This is a genomic window from Micromonospora sp. D93, assembly GCF_018070365.1.
Taxonomy (GTDB): Bacteria; Actinomycetota; Actinomycetes; order Mycobacteriales; family Micromonosporaceae; genus Micromonospora; species Micromonospora ureilytica.
This window is the reverse complement of sequence record NZ_JAGPXW010000045.1, coordinates 18,900-43,005: the sequence shown is the minus strand read 5'-3', so window position 1 is coordinate 43,005 and position 24,106 is coordinate 18,900. Positions and strand designations below refer to the sequence as shown.

Annotated in this window: 24 protein-coding genes; 13 read left to right on the top strand and 11 right to left on the bottom strand. The window is 70.7% G+C overall.

Going from position 1 to position 24,106, the window contains the following annotated elements; all coding sequences use genetic code 11:
* Together KBX71_RS32000 and KBX71_RS31995 are read right to left on the bottom strand one after the other, a co-directional pair.
* A partial coding sequence (locus tag KBX71_RS32000; RefSeq protein ID WP_210821449.1) for a phospholipase occupies window positions 1-499 on the bottom strand: 499 nt, incomplete at its 3' end.
* A gap of 180 nt (window positions 500-679) precedes the next feature.
* A complete protein-coding gene (locus tag KBX71_RS31995) occupies window positions 680-2,338 on the bottom strand; it encodes a glycoside hydrolase family 10 protein (protein ID WP_210821448.1) in 1,659 nt (552 codons plus the stop codon).
* Window positions 2,339-2,540: 202 nt separating this feature from the next.
* On the opposite strand from KBX71_RS31995, the gene KBX71_RS31990 reads away from it, so the two are divergent.
* Entirely contained in the window at window positions 2,541-3,602 is a 1,062-nt protein-coding gene (locus KBX71_RS31990) for an amino acid permease (protein WP_307847438.1), read from the top strand.
* Between the two features lie 5 nt (window positions 3,603-3,607).
* Here the strand turns inward: KBX71_RS31990 and KBX71_RS31985 are convergent, their stop codons facing one another.
* The 3 genes from KBX71_RS31985 to KBX71_RS31975 all read right to left on the bottom strand — a co-directional run bounded on the left by KBX71_RS31985 (window position 3,608) and on the right by KBX71_RS31975 (window position 6,612).
* The gene (locus tag KBX71_RS31985) at window positions 3,608-4,333 is read right to left on the bottom strand and encodes a methyltransferase domain-containing protein (protein ID WP_210821447.1); all 726 of its coding nucleotides are present in this window, start codon (window positions 4,331-4,333) and stop codon (window positions 3,608-3,610) included.
* A 294-nt stretch (window positions 4,334-4,627) separates the two neighbouring features.
* Window positions 4,628-4,936: a hypothetical protein gene (locus KBX71_RS31980; RefSeq protein ID WP_124822832.1), complete on the bottom strand. Its 309-nt coding sequence runs from the start codon at window positions 4,934-4,936 to the stop codon at window positions 4,628-4,630.
* 38 nt (window positions 4,937-4,974) lie between these two features.
* Window positions 4,975-6,612, bottom strand: a complete 1,638-nt coding sequence (locus tag KBX71_RS31975) for an ABC-F family ATP-binding cassette domain-containing protein (RefSeq protein ID WP_210821446.1) — start codon at window positions 6,610-6,612, stop codon at window positions 4,975-4,977.
* A 62-nt stretch (window positions 6,613-6,674) separates the two neighbouring features.
* Here KBX71_RS31975 and KBX71_RS31970 point away from each other — a divergent pair, with 62 nt between their 5' ends.
* The 3 genes from KBX71_RS31970 to KBX71_RS31960 all read left to right on the top strand — a co-directional run bounded on the left by KBX71_RS31970 (window position 6,675) and on the right by KBX71_RS31960 (window position 8,300).
* Window positions 6,675-7,445 carry an ROK family protein gene (locus KBX71_RS31970; RefSeq protein ID WP_124822830.1) on the top strand — a complete coding sequence of 257 codons (771 nt, stop codon included), beginning with the start codon at window positions 6,675-6,677 and terminating at the stop codon, window positions 7,443-7,445.
* Between the two features lie 110 nt (window positions 7,446-7,555).
* A complete protein-coding gene (locus KBX71_RS31965; protein WP_124822829.1) occupies window positions 7,556-7,924 on the top strand; it encodes a M48 family metallopeptidase in 369 nt (122 codons plus the stop codon).
* A 121-nt stretch (window positions 7,925-8,045) separates the two neighbouring features.
* On the top strand, window positions 8,046-8,300 hold the full coding sequence (locus KBX71_RS31960; RefSeq protein WP_007465523.1) for a Smr/MutS family protein: 255 nt from the start codon (window positions 8,046-8,048) through the stop codon (window positions 8,298-8,300).
* Window positions 8,301-8,320: 20 nt separating this feature from the next.
* Here the strand turns inward: KBX71_RS31960 and KBX71_RS31955 are convergent, their stop codons facing one another.
* Both KBX71_RS31955 and KBX71_RS31950 read right to left on the bottom strand, forming a co-directional pair.
* Window positions 8,321-8,815: a GNAT family N-acetyltransferase gene (locus KBX71_RS31955; protein ID WP_210821445.1), complete on the bottom strand. Its 495-nt coding sequence runs from the start codon at window positions 8,813-8,815 to the stop codon at window positions 8,321-8,323.
* Between the two features lie 343 nt (window positions 8,816-9,158).
* Window positions 9,159-9,758: a DinB family protein gene (locus tag KBX71_RS31950; RefSeq protein WP_210821444.1), complete on the bottom strand. Its 600-nt coding sequence runs from the start codon at window positions 9,756-9,758 to the stop codon at window positions 9,159-9,161.
* A gap of 98 nt (window positions 9,759-9,856) precedes the next feature.
* On the opposite strand from KBX71_RS31950, the gene KBX71_RS31945 reads away from it, so the two are divergent.
* Window positions 9,857-10,354 (top strand): NUDIX hydrolase, encoded by a 498-nt coding sequence (locus KBX71_RS31945; RefSeq protein WP_210821443.1) that lies wholly within the window; start codon window positions 9,857-9,859, stop codon window positions 10,352-10,354.
* 148 nt (window positions 10,355-10,502) lie between these two features.
* On the opposite strand, the gene KBX71_RS31940 is transcribed toward KBX71_RS31945, so the two are convergent.
* Together KBX71_RS31940 and KBX71_RS31935 are read right to left on the bottom strand one after the other, a co-directional pair.
* Window positions 10,503-10,775 carry a hypothetical protein gene (locus KBX71_RS31940; protein WP_210821442.1) on the bottom strand — a complete coding sequence of 91 codons (273 nt, stop codon included), beginning with the start codon at window positions 10,773-10,775 and terminating at the stop codon, window positions 10,503-10,505.
* A 32-nt stretch (window positions 10,776-10,807) separates the two neighbouring features.
* The gene (locus KBX71_RS31935; RefSeq protein ID WP_210821441.1) at window positions 10,808-11,047 is read right to left on the bottom strand and encodes a hypothetical protein; all 240 of its coding nucleotides are present in this window, start codon (window positions 11,045-11,047) and stop codon (window positions 10,808-10,810) included.
* A gap of 257 nt (window positions 11,048-11,304) precedes the next feature.
* Between KBX71_RS31935 and KBX71_RS31930 the strand changes: the two genes are divergently transcribed.
* The gene (locus tag KBX71_RS31930; protein ID WP_210821440.1) at window positions 11,305-12,042 is read left to right on the top strand and encodes a hypothetical protein; all 738 of its coding nucleotides are present in this window, start codon (window positions 11,305-11,307) and stop codon (window positions 12,040-12,042) included.
* 16 nt (window positions 12,043-12,058) lie between these two features.
* Window positions 12,059-13,000: a threonine/serine dehydratase gene (locus tag KBX71_RS31925; RefSeq protein WP_210821439.1), complete on the top strand. Its 942-nt coding sequence runs from the start codon at window positions 12,059-12,061 to the stop codon at window positions 12,998-13,000.
* 4 nt (window positions 13,001-13,004) lie between these two features.
* Here the strand turns inward: KBX71_RS31925 and KBX71_RS34690 are convergent, their stop codons facing one another.
* On the bottom strand, window positions 13,005-15,155 hold the full coding sequence (locus tag KBX71_RS34690) for a tetratricopeptide repeat protein (RefSeq protein ID WP_210821438.1): 2,151 nt from the start codon (window positions 15,153-15,155) through the stop codon (window positions 13,005-13,007).
* Between the two features lie 281 nt (window positions 15,156-15,436).
* Here KBX71_RS34690 and KBX71_RS31915 point away from each other — a divergent pair, with 281 nt between their 5' ends.
* Window positions 15,437-15,925 carry a hypothetical protein gene (locus KBX71_RS31915; protein WP_210821437.1) on the top strand — a complete coding sequence of 163 codons (489 nt, stop codon included), beginning with the start codon at window positions 15,437-15,439 and terminating at the stop codon, window positions 15,923-15,925.
* A 59-nt stretch (window positions 15,926-15,984) separates the two neighbouring features.
* Here KBX71_RS31915 and KBX71_RS31910 read toward each other — a convergent pair whose 3' ends face one another.
* Window positions 15,985-18,405, bottom strand: coding sequence for a M28 family peptidase (locus KBX71_RS31910; protein ID WP_374102676.1), 2,421 nt, complete (start codon window positions 18,403-18,405; stop codon window positions 15,985-15,987).
* Between the two features lie 290 nt (window positions 18,406-18,695).
* On the opposite strand from KBX71_RS31910, the gene KBX71_RS31905 reads away from it, so the two are divergent.
* From KBX71_RS31905 to KBX71_RS31885, 5 genes are all read left to right on the top strand, one after another.
* Window positions 18,696-19,895: a PP2C family protein-serine/threonine phosphatase gene (locus KBX71_RS31905; protein ID WP_210821452.1), complete on the top strand. Its 1,200-nt coding sequence runs from the start codon at window positions 18,696-18,698 to the stop codon at window positions 19,893-19,895.
* Window positions 19,892-21,625 (top strand): ATP-binding protein, encoded by a 1,734-nt coding sequence (locus KBX71_RS31900; RefSeq protein WP_307847437.1) that lies wholly within the window; start codon window positions 19,892-19,894, stop codon window positions 21,623-21,625. Before KBX71_RS31905 ends, KBX71_RS31900 begins: the two co-directional genes overlap by 4 nt.
* Complete coding sequence (locus tag KBX71_RS31895) at window positions 21,622-22,074, top strand: response regulator (protein WP_007465485.1); 453 nt, start codon at window positions 21,622-21,624, stop codon at window positions 22,072-22,074. Before KBX71_RS31900 ends, KBX71_RS31895 begins: the two co-directional genes overlap by 4 nt.
* The gene (locus tag KBX71_RS31890; protein WP_210821436.1) at window positions 22,067-22,876 is read left to right on the top strand and encodes an inositol monophosphatase; all 810 of its coding nucleotides are present in this window, start codon (window positions 22,067-22,069) and stop codon (window positions 22,874-22,876) included. Before KBX71_RS31895 ends, KBX71_RS31890 begins: the two co-directional genes overlap by 8 nt.
* 181 nt (window positions 22,877-23,057) lie before the next feature.
* On the top strand, window positions 23,058-24,074 hold the full coding sequence (locus KBX71_RS31885; protein WP_210821435.1) for a hypothetical protein: 1,017 nt from the start codon (window positions 23,058-23,060) through the stop codon (window positions 24,072-24,074).
* The last annotated feature ends 32 nt before the right edge of the window (window positions 24,075-24,106 follow it).

Genomic DNA, 24,106 nt, shown 5'->3' with positions numbered 1-24,106 from the left:
TTTGGGCGGCGCGGTCGATGTCGGCCTGCTGGACGGCCGCTACCGAACCGAAGATGTTGACCGCCTGGTAGTAGGTCCAGGCCAGGCTGTAGCAAGCTGGCCGGACGACCGAGTTGTACGTGGCGCAGACGCGCTTCAGGTCCGCGTAGAAGGCGCTGTCGACGCGGGACTTGTTGGCGGGGAACTGGCCGACGGCCTTGTAGTTGCGGTAGCCGAAGTCGTGCCGGTAGCAGCCCAGGTTGAAGGTGAACCCGAGCGGGTTGTCCGGGCTGGACGAGCAGTAGTCGGTGGACCAGTTGAAGTTGTACTCGGCCCAGGGTGCCCGGTTGACCCGGGCGCTGTTCCACGAGTTGTAGCTGGATGCGCTGGTCTGGGTCCAACTGGACAGCACGGAGAGCCGTTGGGCGGGGGTGACGGCGGCGGCGGGGGAGGCGATGGTGAGGGTGGCGAGCAGCGCTAACGCGCCCGAGGCGAGCAGGGTGGCGAGACGTCGGGGCACGGTTTACCTCCGCGGGGGTGGGCGGGTGGAACGGATGTTACCGGCGGGTTACCGGATGTCGATGAGTGTCGATCAGCTGATCAACTGGGCGGTATGCGCATCGCCAACTATTGGTGACATGCGTCGAAACAGACCAATGCCCCGGACGCGCGAGGCGTCCGGGGCATCCAGAAGAACGGGTCAGCGCAGTACGAACGCCGGCGGGCTCGCAGGGCTCTCGTTGGCCGACCGGTCCAGCGCTGTCAGCTGGTAGGTGTAGCGCCGACCGGGCTCGGCCGAGGTGTCCACCCAGGACTGTGCGCCGCCGGGCGTGGCCCGGACGGTGCCGATCAGGTGCGCGGCGTCGGCCGTTTCACACCGGCCGGGCAGCGTGGTGCCGTCGAACCGGTAGATCGCGTACGAGGTGGCGGTGCCGAGCGGGCCGACGCCGTCGGCGGGCTGCCGCCAGGTGAGCCGGACCCCGTCGGTCTGCCGGGTCGCCTTGCTGACCACCGGGAAGAGCAGCGGCCGGGCCGGCAGGTGAGGCGTGGCCGGCACCAGCGCCGGGCGGGAGTAGTGCTCGGCCGCGTAGATGTCGGTGGCGCCGAGGCGGTTGGCCCGCACCTGCACCGCGGAGAAGTGCACGTTGCCCTGCACCTCCGGGTACGACCGGTTGAGCGTCAGGTGGTCGGACAGCTCACTGGGGTTCTGCCAGTACGACCCGTACGCCGGGTCGCCGCTCTTGTAGTCGGCCTGGCCGATGTAGAGCTGCACGCGGGTGCCGCGCACCGTCTCGGCCCACCACGGTACGAGGCGCGCGTAGTCGGCCGCCGGGTACTGGCCGATGTACCAGTAGAGCTGCGGCACCACGTAGTCGATCCACTCCTGCTTGATCCACTTGTGGGTGTCGGCGGAGATGATGTCGTAGGACTGGCTGCCGGTGGTGTCGGAGCCGAGCGGGTCGGCGGCCTTGTTCCGCCAGATGCCGAATGGGCTGACGCCGAACTTCACCCACGGCTTCGCCGCCTTGATCTTGCCGTTCATCTCCTGGATCAGCAGATTGATGTTGTCCCGCCGCCAGTCGGCCCGGTCGGTGAAGCCCCGGTTGTGGGCCGCGAAGGTCCCGTCGTCCGGCACCTGGTAGGTCCCGCTGGGGTAGGGGTAGAAGTAGTCGTCGAAGTGGACGCCGTCGATGTCGTACCGCCGGACCGCGTCCATCATTGCGGTCTGGACGAACTCGCGGACCTCGGGGATCCCGGGGTTGTAGTAGAGCCGGCTGCCGGCCACACCGGCAGGTGGGTAGGCGAAGGTCCAGTCGGGGTGCTGCTGGGCGGGGTGGCCGGGGGCGAGCTGGGCGAGGTCCGTGCCGGCGCCGCCGGGGGCCGGCATGGACACGCGGTACGGGTTGAACCAGGCGTGGAACTCCAGGTTCCGCTTGTGCGACTCGTCGACCAGAAAGGCCAGCGGGTCCCAGCCCGGGTCCTGGCCGCGTACTCCGGTCAGGTATTCCGACCAGGGCTCGTACGGCGAGGGCCAGAGCGCGTCGGCGGTGGGCCGGACCTGCACCACGACGGCGTTGTGATGCAGTCGCCCGGCCAGGTCGAGCAGTTGGCGGTACTCGGCCTGCTGGGCCGCGATCCGGTTCGGACTGGTCTGGGACGCCTTGCTGGGCCAGTCGATGTTGACCACCGAGGAGATCCACATGGCCCGGAACTGCCGTTTCGGGATGGCCGGGTCGGTGGCGCAGGTGGCGGTGGTGATGTCGGCCGCGCTGGGTGCGGCGCTCGCGGGGGTGGCGGTGACGAACGTGCCGAGCAGGGCTGCGACCAGCCCGGCGACTCCGAGTCGTGCGGCTTTCATGCGGTGTGTCCCTTCGTTGGGGCTCCCGGATGTTTCGCGCGGCGCGCGGCAAGATTCGCCACTGATGTCCGCGTTACTGGTAGGAAATTTTCACAGTCTGGCCGTTGCCGCAAGAGTTCGTGGTTGACCAATCGCGCCGCTGGGTAGCAACGGCGGTCACCGGCCGCCACGAAGGTGGTCGCGCGGTGGGAGGGGTGACCGGGTGGAGGGCAGCACTGTCAACGTGGGCGCCATCGCCATCGTGCTGATCCTCGGCATCGTGGCGATCGTCGGCATCCGGGAATCCGCGCGCATCACCAACCTGCTGGTGCTGGTCAAGGTCGCCATCTGCGTCTTCGTGGTGGTCGCTGGGCTGTTCTTCGTCAAGGCCGCGAACCTCACCCCGTTCGTCCCGCCGGCCGAGCCCGCCGGGAGCGGCGACGACGGCATCAAGCAACCTGTCACGCAGGCGCTCTTCGGGCTGGAGCCGTCAGTCTTCGGCTTCGTCGGGGTGCTCAGCGCCGCCGCCGTGGTCTTCTTCGCGTACACCGGCTTCGAGGCCGTGGCCAACCTGGGCGAGGAGACGAAAAAGCCCAAGCGGGACCTCACCCTGGGGCTGCTCGGCACCCTGCTGATCTCCACAGTGCTCTACGTCGGCGTCTCGCTGGTGGTGGTCGGGATGGTGCCGTACACCGAGATCGATCGGGGCGCCCCGATCGCCTCTGCCTTCGAGTCGGTCGGCGCGGGCTGGGCGGCCGTGCTGGTCTCCATCGCCGCGGTCGCGGGCCTGACCAGCGTCATCCTGGTCGACCTGGTGGCGATGGGCCGAATCGGCTTCGCCATCGCCCGGGACGGGTTGATCCCGCCCTCGATCGCGAAGGTGCATCCGCGCTGGGGCACCCCGTACCGGATCTCGGCGATCATGACGGTGGCGGTCGCGCTGCTGGCCGGCTTCCTGCCGCTGTCCGCGCTGGCCGACCTGGTCAGCATCGGCGCGCTCTGCGCGTTCGTCCTGGTGTCGGTGGCGGTGCCGATCCTGCGCCGCAAGCGCCCGGACCTGGAGCGGCCGTTCCGGGTGCCGTTCTCACCGGTGCTGCCGATCGTCTCGGCGCTGGCCTGCTTCTACCTGATGCTCAACCTGTCGGTGGAGACCTGGCTGCGGTTCCTGGCCTGGATGCTGCTCGGCGCGGTGATCTACTTCGGCTACGGCTACCGCCGCAACCGGCTGGCCCGACACGAACCGGCGGTCGCCCCGGCCCCCCGTGAGCCGACCGCCGACAGCTGACCCGCCTAGTCGAAGAAGCGGGCCAGGTGGGACTGGGGTGCCGGGTCGGCGTCTGGGGGGAGGGGGGTCAGGTCGGCGAAGATCGAGGCGCCGTCGCAGCCGGCGTGCAGCGGGTACCACCGCGGCGCGCCAGGTGGCCGGAGCTGACAGATCCCCTTGAACGTCTGCACGTCCATCAGCCGGACGTGGGTCGGGTCGGCCACCGCGTTCACGTGCCCCCACCACGGGCTCATCACGTGCAGCACGCCACCGGGGCGGAGCACGCGGTGACACTCGTCGACCAGCGGCAGGAAGTCGATCAGGTGCTCCAGGATGTGCACCGCGAAGAGGACGTCCACCGAGTTGTCGGCGAGCGGCAGTGATCCGGACAGGTCCGCGACGGCGTTCACGCCGGGCGCCGGGTAGATGTCCAGCCCCAGGTTGCTCGACCACTGCTTGGTCGGCCCACAACCGAGGTCCACGACCACCGGCGCCCGCTCGCCGATGCCGACCCGGCACCAGACGCCGTAGACGCCGGCGAGCTGCCCCACCAGGCTCCGTACCAGCCGCAGCTGGGCGGGCTCGGCGACGTCACCGCTCAGGTGGGCCACCCCCCGGTCGAACCGCACCTCGACCGCCAGGTCCCGCAACCGATCATCGTGGCGGACCTGGTCCGCCCATGCCCGGGCGAGGAATTCGTCGATTGCCCGCAGCCGGTCGGCCGAGGGCGGAGTCTGTGCCAAAGCGACCATTCGGGCCACCTCCCGCCGCGCGTTACCCGCAATCGCGCCCGTTATGCCCCGCTCGTCCACCTCGTCGCCGACGCGGGGTGCGGCCGGCCGATGGACGTGTCGCAGGCTGCGGGGCAGGACCGCAGTCATCGTGATGCCACACAGGCATCACGATGACTCTGCGGCATCAGGCTCAACGCAGACATCGGCTCCGCACGGGCCGAGCCGCGCACGACCAACTCGGCTCATGCCACCGCAGTCGGCCCGGCGCGGTCGGGTCCAGCCGGAGAGGGTGCGGCGGCCGGCGCGGTCGGGTCAGCCGGAGAGGGTGCGGCGGCCCCCGCGCATCCGCTGGCGCGGTGGCGGGTCGGCGGGCTTCGGCCGCTTGAGGTGGTAGCGGTGCAGTTCGTGGTTGCCGGGTAGGGACGGGTCCTCGCTCATCGCGACCAACTCCCAACCCTGGTCGCCGGCCCGGTTCAGGTGGGCCAGCGAGGTGTCGCCGTACGGCGTCACGTCGACCATCGAGCCGTCCGGGCCGTACCAGACGAAGACGACCTCCCAGCCGAGGTCGTTGGTCGCCGCCTGGCGGCGGCGGACCAGCAGGGCGTACTCCCACTTGAGCATGGCGTCATTCTCACCCCGCGCCCGCCCACGGGCACGGATCAATCCTCGGCGATCCGCCCGGCGTCGACCCGCAGTCGCCGGTTGGTCTCGATGGCGGCCAGCATCCGCCGGTCGTGGGTGACCAACAGCAGCGTTCCGGGGTAGCTGGCCAGCGCCGATTCGAGCTGCTCGATGGCGGGCAGGTCCAGGTGGTTGGTGGGCTCGTCCAGCACCAGCAGGTTGACCCCACGGCCCTGCAACAGGGCCAGCGCCGCCCGGGTCCGCTCACCGGGGGAGAGGGTGGCCGCCGGCCGGGGCACGTGCGCCGCCCGCAGGCCGAACTTCGCCAGCAGCGTCCGTGCGTCCGCCGGCGACAGCTGGGGTACGGCCGCCTCGAACGCGTCGATCAGCGGTACGTCGCCGAGGAACAGCCCGCGGGCCTGGTCCACCTCGCCGACCACCACGCCGGGCCCGAGCGAGGCGGTGCCGGCGTCCAACGGCAGCCGGCCCAGCAGCGCGGCCAACAGGGTGGACTTGCCCGAACCGTTCGCCCCGGTCACTGCGACCCGGTCCGCCCAGTCGATCTGGAGATCGATCGGACCGAGGGTGAAGCCTCCCCGGCGTACCACAGCTCCGCGAAGCGTGGCCACGACGGCGCCGGCGCGAGGTGCGGCGGCGATCTCCATCCGCAGCTCCCACTCCTTGCGGGGCTCCTCGACCACGTCGAGCCGTTCGATCAGCCGATCGGTCTGCTTGGCCTTGGCGGCCTGCTTCTCGCTCGCCTCGGCGCGGAACTTGCGGCCGATCTTGTCGTTGTCGGTGGCCTTGCGGCGGGCGTTCTTCACGCCCTTCTCCATCCATCCACGCTGGGTGCGGGCCCGTGCCTCCAGCCCAGCCTTGGTGTCGGCGTACTCCTCGAAGTCCGCGCGGGCGTGCCGGCGGGCCACCTCCCGCTCCTCCAGGTAGGCCGCGTAGCCGCCGCCGTAGTGGTTCACCTGCTGCTGCGCCAGGTCCAGCTCCAGCACCCGGGTCACCGTGCGGGTGAGGAACTCCCGGTCGTGGCTGACCAGCACCGTGCCGGCCCGCAACCCGGTGACGAACTCCTCCAGCCGCTCCAACCCGGCCAGGTCCAGGTCGTTGGTCGGCTCGTCGAGCAGGAACACGTCGTACCGGCTGAGCAGCAGAGACGCGAGCCCGGCCCGGGCCGCCTGGCCGCCGGAGAGCCCGGTCGTCGGGTGATCCAGGTCGACCGCGAGCCCCAGGTCGGCGCTCACCTGCTCGGCGCGTTCGTCCAGGTCCGCGCCGCCCAGGGCGAGCCAGCGCTCCAGAGCGTCGCCGTACGCGTCGTCGGCACCGACCGCCCCGGCGGTCAGCGCCTCGGTCGCCGCGTCCAACGCCGCCTGCGCGGCGGTCACCCCGGTCCTGCGGGCCAGGAAGTCCCGTACCGTCTCGCCCGGTCGCCGTTCCGGCTCCTGCGGCAGGTGTCCCACGCTCGCGGTGGGCGGGCTGAGCCGCACGCTGCCGGCCTCGACCGGCAACAACCCGGCGAGGGTACGCAGCAGCGTCGACTTGCCGGCCCCGTTCGGCCCGACCAGCCCGACCACGTCGCCGGGGGCGACCACCAGGTCCAATCCGGCGAAGAGCGGGCGGTCGCCGTGCCCGGCGGCCAGGTCCTTGACGATCATCGTGGCGCTCATCAGGACGGCAGCCTATCCGGCCCCACGCATACGACCGGCCGGCAGCGGGCAGACTCAACGACGTGGTGACCACACTGGCGATCGACTGTGGCGGCGGGGGCATCAAGGCGTCCGTGCTCGACGAGGCGGGAACGATGCGGGCCCGGCCGTTGCGGGTGCCGACCCCGTACCCGTTGCCGCCCGCGTTGTTTGTCCGGACCCTGGTGGATCTGGGCGGGCGCCTGCCAACGGCGGACCGGCTCACTGTCGGCGTACCCGGGATGATCCGGCACGGAGTGGTCGTGAGCACGCCGCACTACGTCACCCGCAGCGGCCCGCGCAGCCGGGTCGATCCGGACCTGCAAGCTGAGTGGTCCGGCTGGGACGCGCGCGGCGCGTTGGCCGACGCGTTCGGGGTGCCGGCGTTGGTGCTCAACGACGCCGAGGTGCACGGCGCCGGAGTGGTCGCCGGCACCGGCTGTGAGCTGGTTCTCACCCTGGGGACGGGCCTGGGCAGCGCGCTCTTCGACGGTGGGGTGCTCGCACCGCACCTGGAGCTGTCGCACGCGCCGGTGCGCTGGGGCACCACCTACGACACGTACGTCGGCGAACCGGAACGGCGGCGGCTCGGCGACGCCTTCTGGTCCCGTCGGATCCGGCAGGTGGTGGACGGGCTCCGCCCGGTGTTCCGCTGGGACCGGCTCTACCTGGGCGGGGGCAACTCCCGGCTGATCCGGCCCGAGCAGTTGGCCCGGATGGGCGACGACGTCGTGGTGGTGCCGAACACCGCCGGAATCGTCGGCGGTGTCCGCGCGTGGGAACTCGCCGCCGGACGCCGGGGCGCCCGCACCTGACCCCCTCTCTGCCCGGAAGTGACCCGATCTCGACCGCGGGAACAGTCGCCAAACGTCCGGTGTTGTGCCAGCGTCGGAACAGGTGACGGTGCGACCCGAGGAGGTGGCAGATGGATCTTCTGGCGGACTACCGGCGGGCGACCATGTTCTTCGAGACCGGTGACCCCAGCGGAGCGGCCCGACTGCTGGAGCCGATCATCGACGCCGAACCCGGCAACGCGGCCGTTCGGCAGTTGCTGGCCCGGGCGTACTTCCAGTCGGCCCAGCTCAACCGGGCCGAGGAGCACCTGCGCGAGTTGATCGAGCGGGACCCGAGCGACCACTACGCGCACCACGTGCTCGGCCGGACGCTGGAACGGCTGAACCGACACAACGACGCGCTGCGGCACCTGCGGATCGCCGCCGCGATGTACGCGGCCAACGACGACTACCGGGCCGCGCTGGAGCGGGTGGAGACCCGACTGGGCGGCCGGCGCTGAGCGTGCGGCGTGACGTGGCAGGGGCGGTCCTTCGGGGCCGCCCCTTCCGTCGCCTCGCGGGTGACCTGCCGGACGTGCCTAGGATGGCGGACATGGGACCTGACCGGCCGGGGGCTGCGGCATGAAGCTCAAGCTGGACCTGCACGAGATCTTCAACAAGGGCCAGGACATCGACCGCGCGTTGCGCGGGATCATGGACGAGGCGGTGGCGAAGAAGGCCACCCTCGTCGAGATCATCCCCGGTAAGGGGTCCGGCCAGCTCAAGAAGCGGGTGCTGCGGTTCCTCGACCAGAAGGACGTCAAGCAGCTCTACCACCGCGTGGAGAAGGACTCGAAGAACTTCGGCCGCCTCTTCGTCCACTTTCGCTGGAAGTAGCGACGGCACAGCCTCTGACCTCAGGCCCCGATCTCAGCGACCATCGTGTCCGCGTCCTCGAACGACTCAACCGTGCGGAACCCTTCGGCGGCGTACAGCCCCGCAGCGAAGTTCGCCCGCTCCACGCTCAGCGACACGGTGCGGATGCCACGTTCTCGTGCGGCGTCCAGAACAGCGCGCAAAAGCGCCCGGCCCACACCCCGACCCCTCCAGGTTTCCACCACGCCGATAGTCAGCTCTGGCACGTCGTCACTGACGTACCCGTAGCCCGGATCAGCGGCGGTCAGGTATCGGAACCAGGCCGCGCCGACTGGCCGATCAGCCGGGTCCACCGCAACCAGGCCAAAGTCGTTTGGCTGCATCCACCCGGTGACATAGTGAGCCAGCGCGGGATTCGCCAGTATCTGCTCGCGAGACCAGTTGCGCTCAGGCAGCCAGTTCATGGCCTCCACGAGCATGTCAACCAGGAACTCGGAATCGGCCGAGGTGGCTGCGCGGATGCCGAGGTCGGTCACCGCCGAAGTCTCGCACACGGCTCCGACCAGGTCAGCCCTGTGGGTGCTGGGCCCAGAAGAGGGCGTGCCCGCTGCTGCCTTCCGGGACGAAATCCTCGGCGGTGATCGTCAGCCCCGCCTGCCGCAGCCATGCCTGTGACGCGGTGTCCAGCGTCGGCGAGGAAGCGGGCGACCGGCACCCCACAGCCGCATCCGAGGTCGAGGATTGCTGCTGAGGCAGGTAGGCGCTGGTGTAGGCCGGCGAGCCAGGGAGCGTACTGACCGTCGTCAGCGTCGTCCGATCGATAGTGGTAGGAGAGCGCGTCGTACCCGCGTCGGACCATGTCACGCTCGTCCCTCAGGCTCACTCCGGGAACGCTAGGCTCGGTGCCGCTTGCCGATCCATTGATCGCGGTACGGCTCCGTCCTGCCAGCGGTAGAGGTCGCGCAGCAGGGAAATCTCGGCGCCGTGATGGATCAGTTCCCTGTTGATGTGCAGGACGATGCCTTCCATGGGAAACCGCTCGGGACCCACAGTGGGCGGGTTCTCCAGGTCGGCGTCCGAGAGTTCGCGGACTCCCGCGTTCCACCTCCCGTACATCTCATCGAGCTGTTTCAGCGCCTCGTCAGCGGTCCCCGCGTAGGCGAACGTCTCGGAGTCGACGTCCTGGCCGCCGAAGTGCCATCCGACCCGGTAGCCCAGGCAAGAGACGATGATGTGCGCCAGCCGCCAGGCAATCGTGGTCACCGGCGCCGGCACCGGGTCAGGGGACGCGAAGTCCATCGTCCATTCCCCCGAACCTGCCGACATCGGTGCAGCCGACGTGCCACGTGGCCGGATGCTCCAGCAGCCATGCACCGGCTCCCAGAAGTACTCCTCATCGGCAAGACCGTGCAGCCGCGGCCGCAGGTTCTTGTGCCAGTGCCGGTCCAGCTGGTCCGCGATCCGCTCGCTCCTTGTCATTTCCGCACGGTACCTACAGCGAACACCTGGCGGTGCCCCTCGTGGACGCCGATGCCAGCTGGGCGTCGATGGTGATCGTTGGCCCGTAGGGTGTTCTGATGTCGACGGTGAATCTGCGGCGATCGGCGCGTGGGGTCGTCGTCGATGAGGACGACCGCGTTCTGCTGCTCCGACTCGCCATTCCCGATCCGGCTGGCACGATCGCCGTTTGGATCACTCCCGGGGGTGGCGTCGAAGACGGTGAGACGCCACTGGCCGCCCTGCGGCGAGAGCTGTGCGAAGAGGTTGGCCTTGCTCTCGATGCCGACCCGCCGCAGGTCTGGCGCCAGGAAATAGTCGCCTCCGGGTTCGCGCCCGGCCACGACGGCGTCGTGAACGATTACTTCCTGGTTCGGACCGCATCGTTCACGCCGCGGGGTTCGATGAGCGATGAGGAACTCGCCGCCGAGCACGTCATCGGCTGGCGTTGGTGGTCGCTGTCGGAGATCAGGGGGCACCGTGGCCCGGAGTTGTTCTCTCCCCGCGATCTCTCCACACCGTTGGCCGCGTTGATCGCTGACGGAGCACCAACCCAGCCTGTCCCGCTTGGCCTCTAGGCAGAGCCGAGCGGCCCCAGCGACGACAACGCACGGAGCACGAGGGTGGGCTGCCCCTCCTCCGCGATCTTGCGTTTTCTGTCGCGACATAAGTGCGCATTCGGTGCAATTCGGCGACCGAAACTGCAAGATCGACGCTGGTGGGGCGTTACTGGAGTGACGAACCCGGGTGTCGGGAGATGAGGACCGCCAGCGCCGCCACGCTGACCAGCAGCGCGAGGAACATCGCCGGCAGGGCCACGTAGAGCCCGAAGAAGAGCGCCCTCGACCGTTCCGAGTCGCACATCTCGCGGCAGTCCGCCGGGACCGACCCGGAGAGCGTGCCGAGGAGGAGGGCGAATGCCACGACGACGGCCACGTACCAGCCGGCGAGCACCAAGAACGAGGAGCGTGCGTCGATGCGTGGCGGTGACAGTGTCATCGCCGGAGTATCCGCTGTTGCGCGAGGAAGCGTCAGCCCGCGAGGGCGTCGGCGCGGGCGGTCGGGCGGCGGGACCAGCACTGTGGGCGCTGCCGGACGGCGAGCTCCAGAGCCTGATGGTCGGACTCGATCATTTCCCGGGCTATTCGACGCGCCATTTCCAGGCGGTCGGCGTGCATATCAAGATCCGTCGGGCCGGCGCCTGCCATCTCGAACTCCTCGTCAGTGTTCGAACTAGTCGCATCATGCGTCACGCCGAGAATCGTCACCATTCCCCGATCGGTGGAAAGCTTCCGCCGTACGGCTCGGGGTCACTTATCCCGGTTGCGCCGATGGTAGCGGTAGCCGCGCCGCCCTGCCCGGAACTGCGGATACCCCGCCTTGCCTGCGGTTTGTACATTGCACGGTGCGCGGATCGGGGGCCGCGACAAGTCCGGTGAGGGATCTTCGTTACGGGAGGACCGCCGTGCAGAATTCGAGCAGAACCGACCCCTTGTTCGTTGCCGTCGAAGCAGAGTCGATCACTCGTGTGGATGTCGCGGGGCTCGTTGCGGGCCGGCTGGCCGCCGTCCGGGTGCCGGGAATGCTGTCCGCGGCCCGTTGTCAGGCGATCACCGCTGCCCTCGCCAACGCGCCGATGGACCGCTACGACGAGAGCCGGGTCTTTCCCGTGGTCGCCAAGTTCGGCCCGGCCATCAACGACCACCGGTCCGTCGGTGAACTCCGCGAGGACTACTGGGACGCCGCCCGCGCGGCTGAGAAGAGCTGGTCGACGCTGGGTCTGTCGGATTCGCCCCGGGACCTGTGCCTGGCCGCGTTCCGGGACGCCTGGCCGGACGTCGCACCCGGGCGGCGGCAGCGTCGGGAGATGCACGTCGGCATCGTCCGCGAGATCAACGCTGGGCTCCAGGTGCACTACGACGACGCGGTCCGGGAGTACGCGGGCCGGCTGCTCGACGGCGAGGTGGTGGCACAGTTGGCGTTCAACATCTACGTCCGGGTGCCACCGGCCGGTGGTGAGACAGTGCTGTGGCGGCGGCGCTGGCAGCCGGACGACGAGTCTCGGCGGATTCCCGGCGGGTACGGCTTCCAGGAGGCGGTGGTGGCCGACACGCAGTCGTTGACGCTGCGACCCACGCTCGGGGAGGGCTTTCTGTTTGATCCGCGGCACTATCACACGGTGCGTCCCGCGTCGGATGGCCGACGGATCTCCATAGGATGTTTCGTCGGGCTCACCGACGATGGCCGACTGGCCCTCTGGTCGTAGTGAAGGGCGTTTCCCCATGGTGGACAGAAGCGACGTCGAGGCGGCCGCGGCCCTTGTCGAGGGGCGGGTCCGGGAAACCCCGGTCATCGCTGTCGACGGTGCCGATCTGGGTGTGCCCGGGCAGCTCAGCCTCAAGTTGGAGCTGCACCAGCACACCGGCTCGTTCAAGCCGCGTGGCGCGTTCAACCGGATGCTCCAGGGGTCGTTGCCCTCGGCCGGAGTGATCGCCGCATCGGGTGGCAACCATGGCCTCGCCGTGGCGTACGCGGCCCGATCGCTTGGCGTGCCGGCGGAGGTCTTCGTTCCGGTCACCGCCTCACCGGTGAAGGTGCAGCGGTTGGCCGGGCTGGGCGCCCAGGTGCGCCAGGTGGGCCAGCACTACGCCGAGGCGTTGGGGGCGAGCACCCAGCGGGCCGGGGAGACTGGCGCGCTTGTCGTGCACGCGTACGACCAGCCGGAGGTGGTGGCCGGTCAGGGCACCGTCGGCCGGGAGCTGGAGCGGCAGGTGGACGGGATCGACACCGTGCTGGTGGCGGTCGGTGGCGGCGGGTTGGTGTCCGGCATCGCCAGTTGGTTCGGTGGGTCGGTGCGCGTCGTCGCGGTCGAGCCCGAGCAGATCCCCACCCTGCACTCGGCCCTGAAGGCGGGCCGGCCGGTCGACATCGAGGTGGGTGGCATCGCCACCGATTCGCTGGGTGCCCGGCGGATCGGCGAGATCGCCTTCGACACCGCACGCCGGACCGAGGTGGTGTCCGTGCTGGTCCGCGACGAGGACCTGGTGCGGGCGCGCCGGTTGCTCTGGTCGGAGTTGCGGGTCGCGGCCGAGTTGGGTGGCGCGGCCGCGCTGGCCGCGCTGGTCGGTGGCGCGTACGTGCCGCAGCCGGGGGAGCGGGTGGCAGTGATCATCTGTGGTGGCAACACCGACCCGAGTGATCTGGGCCCGGTCGCGCCGCACTGACAGTTCAGGCGCCGTCACGCAGCCGGCGCAGCGCGTGTTCCACCTGGAGGGTGTCCAGGTGGGTGTCTCCGAGGAGTCGCCGGCGGTCGGCCAGCAACTGTTCGTACACCTCGATCGCCGCGTCGACCTGCTCCTCCAGCAGCAACACCAGGCCCAGGGTGGACCGGATGGCGAGCACCTCGCTGCGGTCGGCGTGCCGGGGTTCCACGGTGGCGAGGGTGGCCAGCAGTTCGGCTTCCGCCTCGGCGAGCCGGTCCTGTGCCTGCATGCAGCGGGCCAGGGTGTGCCGGGCCTGCCAGGTCTCCGGTTGGTTGAGCGGCCACAACCGGTAGCGGACCTCCAGGATGGCGTGCAGCATCTCCTCGGCCTCGGGTGCCCGTTGCTGGGCGAGCACCGCCAGCGCCAGGCTGTGCCGCACGATCATGGTGTCCCAGTGTTCCGGGCCGCGGACCTGGTCCTCGGCGGCGACGATCTGCCGCAGCTCCAACTCGGCCTCCGGCCACTGGCGCTGCGCCATGATCGCCTTGGTGAGCTTGTGCCGGCTGGCGAGGGTGTCGGCGTCGTCGCTGCCCAGCACCCTGGTCCGGTCCGCGATCACCTCGCGGAGCACCCGGTCGGCCATCTCCGGCTGGTTGCGCTCCAGCCAGGTGCGGCCCAACTCGTGACGCAGCGCCAGGATCTGCGGCCGGTCCAGGTCGTGGTCGTACGCGGCGCAACCGCGCACGATCGGCTCCAGGATGTCGAAGGCCGAGCCGGGTAGACCGATCGCGATGAGGTATCGGGCGGTGAGTCGGGTCAGCTCCAGTGCGCGGCGTACCGTCTCGGGGTCGTGTTTGTGTTTCTGCGGCACGAGGTATTCCCGCACTGCCTCGACCAGGTGCGGCACCAGCACGTCCCAGTTGGTCCAGGCCGCCGAGTCGTCCGGGTTCTGCCCCTCGGTGGCGGCGAGCAGCAGCTTCATGACCAGCCCGTGGTATTCGGCGATCTGCTCACGGACCTCGTCGCGGTCGCGGAACATGGCGTGCACCAGTGGGTGCAGCGACAGCACGTGCGCGAACGCCGGGTCGGTGACCTCCTCCTGGACGTCGAAGTCGACAAGGGCGAGGTTGCCGATGCCCTCCAGCACCTTCACCCGCTGCCGGCCGGTGAGCCCCTTGAAGAGTGGCGACTCGGCCAGGATGGCCGGCTTGAGGACCACCTCGTAGGGCACCGGGGAGATGCTCAGGCAGGCCAGCACGTTGAGCAGTGGCCGGCTCTGTTGGAGCTGGCGGCGGGCCAGCAGGTCCAGTGAGATGTCGTCGACCTCGCGGACGATCTCCAGGCCGAGGGACTCGTCGAGGTCGACGTCGGCGGCGTCGCGCGGTGAGCGGAACCGGCGCTGCACGGCCACCCGGTAGTCGGCGAAGGTGGTGATTGTGGATGAGCCGCGCCAGACCGGGCTGGCGTTGACCGACCGCAGGTAGTTGCCGGCCGCGCGTAGGGCGAGGGGCAACCCGCCCAGCTCCCGGGCGAGCTCTCGGGCGTCGGCCGGGCCACCGGCCTGGGCGCCGGCCCGGTCCATCAGCACCTGCGCGCCGGCGTCGGCGTCGAGCGGGCGCACCTGGTGCAGCGTTGACCAGGTGCCCCAGGTGGCCCGGTTGCCATCCCGGCTGGTCACGATGACCGTGCCGTCGTCGGCCTCCGGGCTGCGTAGCCAGCCGGTGCCGTCGGCGAGCACCCCGTCGGTGGGGCCCAGGCCGGCGGGCTCGTCAGCGCTGTCGAAGATCAACAGCCAGGGCTGCGCGGCCTGGTTGAGGTAGCGCCACACCAGGTCGGTTGCGCTGATCATGCCGGCCCACGCCTGGTCGACCTGGGTCTCCGACGCGCCGAGTTGGCTGACCACCTCACGCATTCCGGAGTTGAGCCGCCCGGCCTGCACCCACCAGACCGTCCGGCCGTCGGCCCGGGCGCGGCGGGCGATCTCCAGCGCGACGTGGCTCTTGCCGGAGCCGCCCATGCCGCACAGGATGTGCACCGAGGACCGGGCCTCGGCGACGTCCCCCGGTCGCACGATCTCGTCGATCAGGTCGTCGCGCCCGTGCAGTGGGCTGTCCAGTCGTCCGAGTGGTGGATCGACGGAGACGCGACTTGGCCGGTCGTACGCCGGCCGAGGCACGCCGGCATCCTCGGGTGGAACGTCCGCAGTCAATGCGGTCCCCCTTCGGTGGCGAATTCGAAATGGGCCGGCGGGGAAAGATCCTGTCCATCTGGTGGACAGTCGGAGGGATTGCCACCCGCACCATGTCGACAGCAAGCGTATCCACCGCCGTACTGGGTTGCACACTCTCCGTTTAGGCCGCCCGGCTGACCGGAATCGGTGCCGGAATTCCCAATTCGCGGTCGATTCCGGCCGATCCGCCGTGCGGGGCGCTCGACAGCTACATCCACGATGGACCCATGAACCGGTCGCCAATCCAGGACGTCGTCGACTGGGGTTCCGTACCGGATTGGTTCGGGGCGGTCGGCTCCATCGTCAGCGTGCTCTTCGTCTATGTCGGATTGCGACGGGAAATTCGCGCCCGCCGCAGCGACGATCTGCGGATCCGGGCCACCCAGGCCCGGTTGGTCTCGGCGGTGGCCGAGATTCGCGGTACCTCGGTGCTGCGGGTCGCCGTGGCCAACGAGAGCGACGCCCCGGTGCTGGACGTGGTGGTGCTGGCTCGGCTCGTCCCGCCCGACGACCCGGACGGTCCACCGATCGGTTTGGCCGCGGCGAAACAGGTCCGTCGGATACCGGGCCGCGACTCGCACGACCTCTTCGTCACCGTCGCGGCGGAGCACCGGCTACGCACGACGGACACCGTTCTGGTGGACCTCACCTTCACCGATCACGACGGTAATCGCTGGCACCGGGTCGGTGCCGGCCAACCGGAGCCGGCGGGCTGACCGGAAGACGTGCAACGGTGGTCCGGCGGGAAGGACCCTCCGCCGGACCACCGTTTCGCTCAGATGGGATAGGTGCGGGCGACCGCCAGCATCTCCGAGCTGTGCGACCCGACGACGCCGACGGCCGGCGGTCGGGGGAGGAAGCCGGGCAGTGCGTTCAACCCGTCACTGGCGTCCATCACCCGCAGTGCCACCTGCCCGCCGATGGGCCGCAGGGTCAACGTGACCTCGATGCCTTCCGTCGGCGGGGCGTGAAACACCAGCCCGAAGCCCCACTTCCCGGCACGGGGCTCCACCGGCACCGACCGCCCCGCCACCTCGGCGCGCAGCACGCTGGCGGTCGACGTGTCGACGTGCAGGGTGGCGAGCCGGGCCGCTCGCTGCGGGGTGAGCCGCAGCCGCAGCGTGCGTTCACCGCCGGAGGTGGCGTCCGCCACCACCTCCAGCTTCGGCGCCGGCAGGTTCGCCGCCTGTGCCGGGCCGACTCGCAGTTCCCCGCCGCCGAGCCCGGGGAACTCGTCGCCGACGTCGGTCACCCCGTCCACGTAGCCGTCCGTCCACGGCTGCGGGTCGCTCTCGTGGCTGAGCCAACGGGCCTGGCCGGTGTCGGCGTCCATGGCGTACATCAGGTGGGTCGGGGCGGGGTGGGCGGCGTCGAACCGGTCGACGCCCAGCCCGACCCCGGCGAGCACCACCGCCGCCACTGCGGCGGCACCGGCCGGCAGCGCCGCGAGCCGGCGGGCCCGCAGCGCGAGCAGGCCGCGCTGGCCGCCGGCCTGCGGGTGCAGCAGGTCCACCACCGGCAGGGCGGTCAGGCCGAGCAGCACCGCGACCAGCGCGGCCACCCCGCCCATGGCCATCCCCAGTGCGGGGAAGAGCAGCACCACTGTGGGCAGCAGGATGACCACACCCACGGCCGCGGCGGCCGTCACCGCCACCACCGGCCACGGTCCGTTCTGCCGGGTACGCAGCGCGACCAGCCCGCCGAGGGCACCGGCCAGCGCCGGCAGAGTGGTGAGGTACGCCCCGCCCGGCACCGCAACGGCGAGCAGCACCCCGAGCACTGCCAGCCAGGCCAGCCCGCCGACGGCGAGCGCGGCCGGGCCGATCCGGCGGCGGGTCAGCGCGTACCAGGTGAACAGGATGGAGGTGGCGAGCGCCAGGACGGCCAGCCGGTACCAGATCGGTCGGTACGGGTCGAGCAGCTCCGCGTACCCGGGTCGGATCGTGCTGATCGCCAGCCACAGCAGTTGGGCGGCGACCGGCGCGACCACGATCGGCACCAGCCCCAGCGCGAAGCCGGCGGCCAGCCGGCCGGTGCTGGCCCGGCCGCTCCGGCGGGTCAGCCAGCCCAGGGCGGCCACCGCGACCACCGCGAGCAGGGCCAGCGGCACTGTGAGCCAGCCCGGGTAGCGGACCAGCCCACCGGGGACGGGGAAGTAGGTGGCGTCGTGCCCGGAGCGCAGGTCGGTCAGGTCGGTGCCACCGAACGCCCGGGCCAGGCCCAACGCGTTGTCCCCGTGCTGCTGGAGGCTGCCCCGGTCCATGGCGGCCGGGGTGTCCAACGGCGTGTGGTAGATCGCGCCCCCGTCGATGTACGCCGAGTTCAGCCCGACGAACTTCTGATCGAGGAAGGCGGTGAAGTCGGTGTCGTTGGGCAGCGCGCGGTAGATCTCCACAGCGAACGAGGTGCCGACCGGGTGCGGGGCGGCCCGGCCGAAGATGTCCACCAACTTCGCGTTGTTCCGGGACGTCTCGAACATGATCACCGGTCCGGTGGAGCCCCGCGCCTCAAGATTGAGCACCACGCCGCCGTCGGCGGCCAGCGGGTGGCTGGCGGCGAACGCGGCCGCGCCGCACAGGCACGCCTCCTCGGCGTCGGTCAGCACGAAGACGATGTCGTTGCGCGGCCGGGGGCCGGTGGTCAGCGCGCGGGCCACCTCCAGGATGGTCGACGTGCCGGCCGCGTCGTCGTTGCCGCCCGGCCCGGTCTGTACCGAGTCGTAGTGGGAGACCAGGAAGACCCGACCCGTCGAGTTGGTGCCGGGCAGCCGGGCCACCACGTTGCGGACCCGGGCCACTGTCGCCCCGCCCGCCGCCCCGCTGAGCTGACCGGCCTCCGGTGCCACGGTGTCCTGCACCTCGGTCTCCAGGCCCAGCCCCCGCAACTGCTGCTCCAGGTGCGCGCGGACCTGCTCGTTGGCCGGGCTGCCGGCGACGTGCGGCCGGGCGGCGATCACCTGGACGTCCTCGTACGCGCGGCCGGCGCTGAACGCGCCAGCGGGCGCGTCGGCCGGCTTCGGGGCCGGGGTGCGCAGGTCGAGCAGACTGCCGGCGCCGACCGCGGCCAGCGCGACCAGCGCCGCCGCGGCGGCCACGAGCCGCCGGCGCGGTCGGGTCAGCGCGCGGTTGGCAGGGGGTACGCCCGGAATCGGACGCGGCGGTTTGCCCGTCGTGGCCGGGGTGGTGGGTGCGCCCACGGGAACTCCTCGGGGGGTGGTGGGGCCTGGGGTGGGATCATCCTGCCCGTCAGCGGCCACGGATGGGATGGCCGGTCCGTCAGGCGTGCACCAGCCGCCCGGTTTGTCCTCGGGCGGGCAGTGATGCGGCCCATCCCCGCCCGCGCCGCCGGCATCGTGTTGTGTGCGACCGTTGTCTAATACAGGATCAGCAGGGCACTCGAAAGGAGCCCGACATCACCAGCGAACTCCCGCGTCTCGCGGCGGTGACCCGGCCGCACCGGGGGGCCGGCTTGGCCGGTTCCCCAGTTGTGCCGTACCCGCACGGCGGCCTGGCGCGGCACGCCAACCTGCCGCCGGGTGAGCGGTTGCGGGTGCTGCTGGTGGAGGACGACGAGGGCGACGCCTTCCTGGTCGGTGAGCTGCTCGCCGAGACGAACTCGATGATCGACCTGCTGGTCGCCACCAGCCTGCGGGAGGCGCGGCAGCGGATCAACGACGTCGACTGCGTCCTGCTCGACCTTGGCCTGCCCGATGCGCAGGGCCTGGACGGGCTGCGCCAGGTGCTGGAGATGTCCAGCGGCGCCGCGGTCTGCGTGCTGACCGGCCGCACGGACGAGCACCTGGGCGTCGTGGCGGTCGCCGAGGGTGCACAGGACTACCTGGTCAAGGGCCAGGTCGACGGGGTGCTGCTGACCCGGGCGCTGCGCTACGCCGTGGAGCGTAAGCGCGCCGACGAGAACGCCCGCCGGTTGCGCGAGGTCGAGCTGCGCCAGGCCGAGTCGGCCCGACTCGAACGCGGCCTGCTGCCCCAACCGCTGATGACGACCGACCAGGTGGCGGTGCACACCTTCTACCGGCCCGGCCGGCACGCCGCGTTGATCGGCGGGGACTTCTTCGACGTGGTGCAGACCCACCCGGACCGCCTCGACCTGATCGTCGGCGACGTCTGCGGGCACGGGGTGGACGAGGCCGCGCTCGGGGTCGAGCTGCGGGTGGCCTGGCGCGCCCTGGTGCTCGCCCGAGTGCCGGACGACGAGGTGCTGCCAGCCCTGGAGCAGGTGCTGATGAGTGAGCGCCGCCTCCAGGAGATCTTCGCGACGGTGGCCACCGTCAGACTGGACCTGGCCGCCAACCGGGCCACCGTCCGACTGGCCGGGCACCCGCCACCGCTGCTGCTCTCCGGCGGCCGGGTCGTCCCGGTGCCCGCGCCCGGCGGCCTGCTGCTGGGCGTACGTCCTCGCCGGCCGATCGCCTACGACCTGGAGTTCGACACCGATGACTGGTCCCTGCTGATGTACACCGACGGCCTGATCGAGGGGCGGGTGGGTGCCGGCAACGAACGGCTCGACGTGCCGGGCCTCAGTGGGTTGCTGGACGAGCCGGCCAACCGTTCGGTGTCGCTGCCCGAACTGCCGGCCTGGCTGGTCGGCCGGGCCGAGCGGCTCAACGGTGGCGCGCTCGCCGACGACGTGGCCATGCTGCTGGTCAGCCGGGGTGGTGGCCGGTGAAGCCGGTTATCGGCGGCTGGAGTCTGCGCCGCCGGGTGATCACCCTGCTCACCGTCGTGGGCGTGTTGCTGATCGGCCTGGCCACCGCGGAGGCGGCGATGGCCGCCCGCAACCGCACCCAGATCGACGCCGTCCTGAACGAGACCGGCCCGTTGCGGGTGCAGTCGCAGGAGCTGCTCAACGCGCTGCTCGACCAGGAGACGGCGATCCGGGGGTACGCGGTCAGCGGCGACCCGGACGACCTGAACCCCTATCGGGAGGGGCTGGAGCAGGAGAAGAGCGTCGTCGCCTCGATGCGGACGCTGCTCGACGACTATCCACAGATCAGCCAGGAGCTGCGGACCGTCGAGGAGCGTGTCACGCGGTGGCGGCAGTCGGTTGCGCAGCCGGTGATCATCACCACCGAGCAGAGCGGCACCAGCGCCGGCCAGGCGTTGGTCACCGAAGCGGCCCGGCAACAGTTCGACGAGGTGCGCTTGGCGGTGAACGACCTCCAGGAGGAGGTCCTGGCCGCCCGGGAGCAGACCGCCAACAACGTGCGTACCAGCAGCAACGTGCTGGTTGTCCTGCTGATCGTCGCCGCCCTGGTGGTGGTCGTGGCCGGTGCCGTGCTGCTGCTCTCGCTGGATCGGATGGTGGTCCGGCCACTGACCGGCCTGGCCACCCAGGTCCGCGAGGTCGCCGAGGGCGACTACCAGCACCGCATCGCCACCGTCGGCCCCCCGGAGTTCATCCGGCTCGGGGAGGACGTGGACGCGATGCGGCAGAAGATCGCCGCCGACCTGGCCGAGGTCCGGGCCGCCCGCGAGCGGATCGAGTGGGTCAACAGTCAGCTCCAGAAGCAGGCCGAGGAGTTGACCCGGTCCAACCGTGACCTGGAGCAGTTCGCGTACGTCGCCTCGCACGATCTGCAGGAGCCGCTGCGTAAGGTCGCCAGCTTTTGCCAGCTGCTCCAGCGCCGTTACGCCGGGCAGCTCGACGAGCGGGCCGACCAGTACATCGCCTTCGCGGTGGACGGCGCGCAACGGATGCAGCGGCTGATCAACGACCTGCTCGCGTTCTCCCGGATCGGGCGGCTCACCACCGGCTTCGTCGAGGTCGACCTCAACAAGGTGATGGGCGACGTGGCCGGCCAGACCGAGGCCGCCCGGCAGTACGCGGACGCCGAGCTGACCTGGACCGAGCTGCCGGTGATCTCGGGTGAGGAACCGCTGCTCACCAACCTGCTGGCCAACCTGGTCAGCAACTCGATCAAGTTCCGCCGTCCGGACGTACCGTCGAAGGTGCACGTCTCGGCCCGGTTGGTGGGCGCCGAGTGGGAGATCACCTGTCAGGACAACGGCATCGGGATCGAGCCGGAGTTCGCCGACAAGATATTTGTGATCTTCCAGCGGCTGCACTCGAAGGACGCGTACCCGGGCACCGGCATCGGGTTGGCGATCGTCAAGAAGATCGTCGAGTACCACGGCGGTCGCGTCTGGGTGGACACCGACGTGCCGGAGGGCACGGCGATCCGGTTCACCCTGCCGGCGCTCCCCGGGGACGTCGCGGCGGCTGCCGCTGCCGACTCCGAGCAGGAGGCGAACGCCGTGACCGTGGGCGATCCGACGCCCTCGACCGAGGCTCCGGCAGCGCTGACGGAGCAGGCCGACGAGTCGGACCAGCCGGACCGGGCCGGTGAGGCGCCGGAAAGCGGTAGAACGGGTGACATGAGGGAGACGGTGGGATGACCGCGCCGGCGGATGGCAAGAGCCCGATCGAGGTCCTGCTCGTGGAGGACGACCCGGGTGATGTGCTGATGACCCAGGAAGCTTTCGAGGAACACAAACTGCGTAACCGGCTGACCGTCGTCTCCGACGGCGCCGAGGCGCTCGCCTACCTGCGCCGGGAGGGTCAGTACGCCGACGCGGTGGCGCCCGACCTGATCCTGCTCGACCTCAACCTTCCCCGGCGCGACGGCCGGGAGGTGCTGGAAGAGATCAAGAACGACCCGGAACTGCGCCGGATCCCGGTGGTGGTGCTCACCACCTCACAGGCCGACGAGGACATCCTGCGCAGCTACCAGCTGCACGCCAACGCCTACGTGACGAAGCCGGTGGACTTCGAACGCTTCATCTCGGTGGTCCGTCAGATCGACGAGTTCTTCGTCAGCGTGGTCAAGCTGCCGCCGCGTGGCTGACACCCTGCTGGACGACGTTGGCGACCTCCTCTGGGAGGCCGCCGACCAGGTCGTGCTGCCACTGTTCCGCAAGCTCGACGACGACGACGTGTCGGAGAAGGCGCCCGGTGAGGTGGTCACCGTCGCCGACCGCCGGGCCGAGGAGCTGCTCGCGGCGGGGCTGCGGCGACTGCGGCCGGGCTCGATGGTGGTCGGGGAGGAAGGTGTCGCCGACGATCCGGGGTTGCTGCGGCACCTGCGCGACGGCGGGGACGTCTGGCTTGTCGACCCGGTCGACGGCACCGCCAACTTCGCCGCCGGTCGCCGGCCGTTCGCCCTGATGGTGTCCCTGCTGAGCGACGGGCGGCCGACCGCCGGCTGGATCCTCGACCCGCTCGCCGACACCCTCGCCGTCGGCTCGGCGGACGAGGGCACCCTGCTCAACGGCCGGCCGGTGGACAGCGCCGGCTCGGTGCCGCCGCTCGGCGAGCTGCGGGGCGCGGCGATGACCCGGTTCCTGCCGCCGGAGACCCGCGACCGGGTCCGCGCCGGCGGTCAGCGGCTCGGTGAGCTGCTGCCCGGCCAGCACTGCGCCGGCAGGGAATACCTGGACATCCTCACCGGCGAGCAGCAGTTCGTCCTCTTCTGGCGCACCCTGCCGTGGGACCACGCCCCGGGCACTCTGCTGGTCCGTGCCGCCGGGGGTGTCGCCCGCCGGTTCGACGGCGTCGACTACCACCCCGCCGACGACGGCCACGGTCTGCTCGTCGCGGCCAACGAGAGGGTCTGGGGCGAGGTGCACGACGCTCTCCTCAGCACCTGATCCGCGCGCTGCGCGACCGCGTCGGGACGCTCCGTCGACATCGAGGCGGCCCGGGGGTCAGGGGGCTGGTCACCGGCCCACAGTCCGGTATCGTGACCGGCGGTCTCCGCCAGCAGGCCGCCGACCGGCGCCGCCGTGCAGTGTTCATTCGGGGGCCGGCGGTCGACGGAAGGACGCTTTCGTGCCCAGGACCAGGCTCAGCCCGCGGCTCGGTCGCCGCGCTCTGTTCGCCGTGCTCGCCGCCGTCGCGTTGGTGCTCGGCGGTGCTGCCGTGCCCGCGTACGCGGAGCCTGGCGAGGGCGGCAGCAAGAAGCTGCAGGACGCGTTGGAGCTGACCGCCAAGGGGCACATCGAGGCCAAGGCCAAACTGGACAACTCCAAGCGTCGCCAGACGGCGCTGACCGGCGAGCTGGCGACGCTGGAGGGTCGGCTGGTCGGGCTCACCAGCCAGGTGGGTGAGGTGGCCGCCCAGTCGTACCGGGTGGGTCGGCTGAGCGCGGTCTCGATGCTGCTCAACACCGCCACGCCGGAGGCGTTCCTGGAACGCGCGGGCGACCTCGACCTGATGGCCCAGCGCGACAGCAAGCGGCTGCGTGACCTCACCGCGGCCCGGCAGCAGGCGCAGCAGGCCAAGGTCGCCATCGACGCCGAGGTCCGCGAGCAGCAGAAGCAACTCGCAGTGATGGCGAAGAAGAAGAAGGAAGCCGAGGAGGCGCTCGCCGAGGTCAGCTCCGGCGGCAGCAACGGTTTCAGCGGCGGCAGCTCCACCTCGGCGAAGCCGGCGCCGCGTAACTCCGACGGGTCCTGGCCGTCGGAATCCTGCTCGGTGAAGGACCCGACCACCTCCGGATGCATCACCCCGCGCACCCTCAACGCGCTCAAGCAGACCCAGGCGGCCGGCTACAAGCGGCACGTCTCCTGCAAGCGCAGCGGCGGCGGCGGCGAGCACCCGAAGGGGCGGGCCTGCGACTTCTCGGCCGCCACCAACGGCTTCGAGGACAAGAACGCGACGGGCGGCGACAAGTCGTACGGGGACAGCCTGGCCGCCTGGCACGTGCGCAACGCCGACCGGCTGGGCGTGCTCTACGTGATCTGGTACCGGCAGATCTGGCATCCCGGCACCGGGTGGCGCTCGTACAGTGGTAGCGGCAGCCCGGCGGCCTCCCACACGAACCATGTTCATCTCTCGATGTACTGACCCGAAGCACCAGCTTCGCTGCGTACCATCGC

What these genes read in the sequence shown, in the direction of transcription:
- KBX71_RS31950 (WP_210821444.1), bottom strand. Translation starts at nt 9,758, where the DNA reads ATGACAAGGAGCGAGCGGATCGCGGACCAGCTGGACCGGCACTGGCAC.
- KBX71_RS31960 (WP_007465523.1), top strand. Translation starts at nt 8,046, where the DNA reads ATGAAGCTCAAGCTGGACCTGCACGAGATCTTCAACAAGGGCCAGGAC.
- KBX71_RS31965 (WP_124822829.1), top strand. Translation starts at nt 7,556, where the DNA reads ATGGATCTTCTGGCGGACTACCGGCGGGCGACCATGTTCTTCGAGACC.
- KBX71_RS31985 (WP_210821447.1), bottom strand. Translation starts at nt 4,333, where the DNA reads ATGGTCGCTTTGGCACAGACTCCGCCCTCGGCCGACCGGCTGCGGGCA.
- KBX71_RS31995 (WP_210821448.1), bottom strand. Translation starts at nt 2,338, where the DNA reads ATGAAAGCCGCACGACTCGGAGTCGCCGGGCTGGTCGCAGCCCTGCTC.
- KBX71_RS31915 (WP_210821437.1), top strand. Translation starts at nt 15,437, where the DNA reads ATGAACCGGTCGCCAATCCAGGACGTCGTCGACTGGGGTTCCGTACCG.
- KBX71_RS31925 (WP_210821439.1), top strand. Translation starts at nt 12,059, where the DNA reads ATGGTGGACAGAAGCGACGTCGAGGCGGCCGCGGCCCTTGTCGAGGGG.
- KBX71_RS31940 (WP_210821442.1), bottom strand. Translation starts at nt 10,775, where the DNA reads ATGACACTGTCACCGCCACGCATCGACGCACGCTCCTCGTTCTTGGTG.
- KBX71_RS31895 (WP_007465485.1), top strand. Translation starts at nt 21,622, where the DNA reads ATGACCGCGCCGGCGGATGGCAAGAGCCCGATCGAGGTCCTGCTCGTG.
- KBX71_RS31980 (WP_124822832.1), bottom strand. Translation starts at nt 4,936, where the DNA reads ATGCTCAAGTGGGAGTACGCCCTGCTGGTCCGCCGCCGCCAGGCGGCG.
- KBX71_RS31935 (WP_210821441.1), bottom strand. Translation starts at nt 11,047, where the DNA reads ATGGTGACGATTCTCGGCGTGACGCATGATGCGACTAGTTCGAACACT.
- KBX71_RS31945 (WP_210821443.1), top strand. Translation starts at nt 9,857, where the DNA reads ATGTCGACGGTGAATCTGCGGCGATCGGCGCGTGGGGTCGTCGTCGAT.
- KBX71_RS31975 (WP_210821446.1), bottom strand. Translation starts at nt 6,612, where the DNA reads ATGAGCGCCACGATGATCGTCAAGGACCTGGCCGCCGGGCACGGCGAC.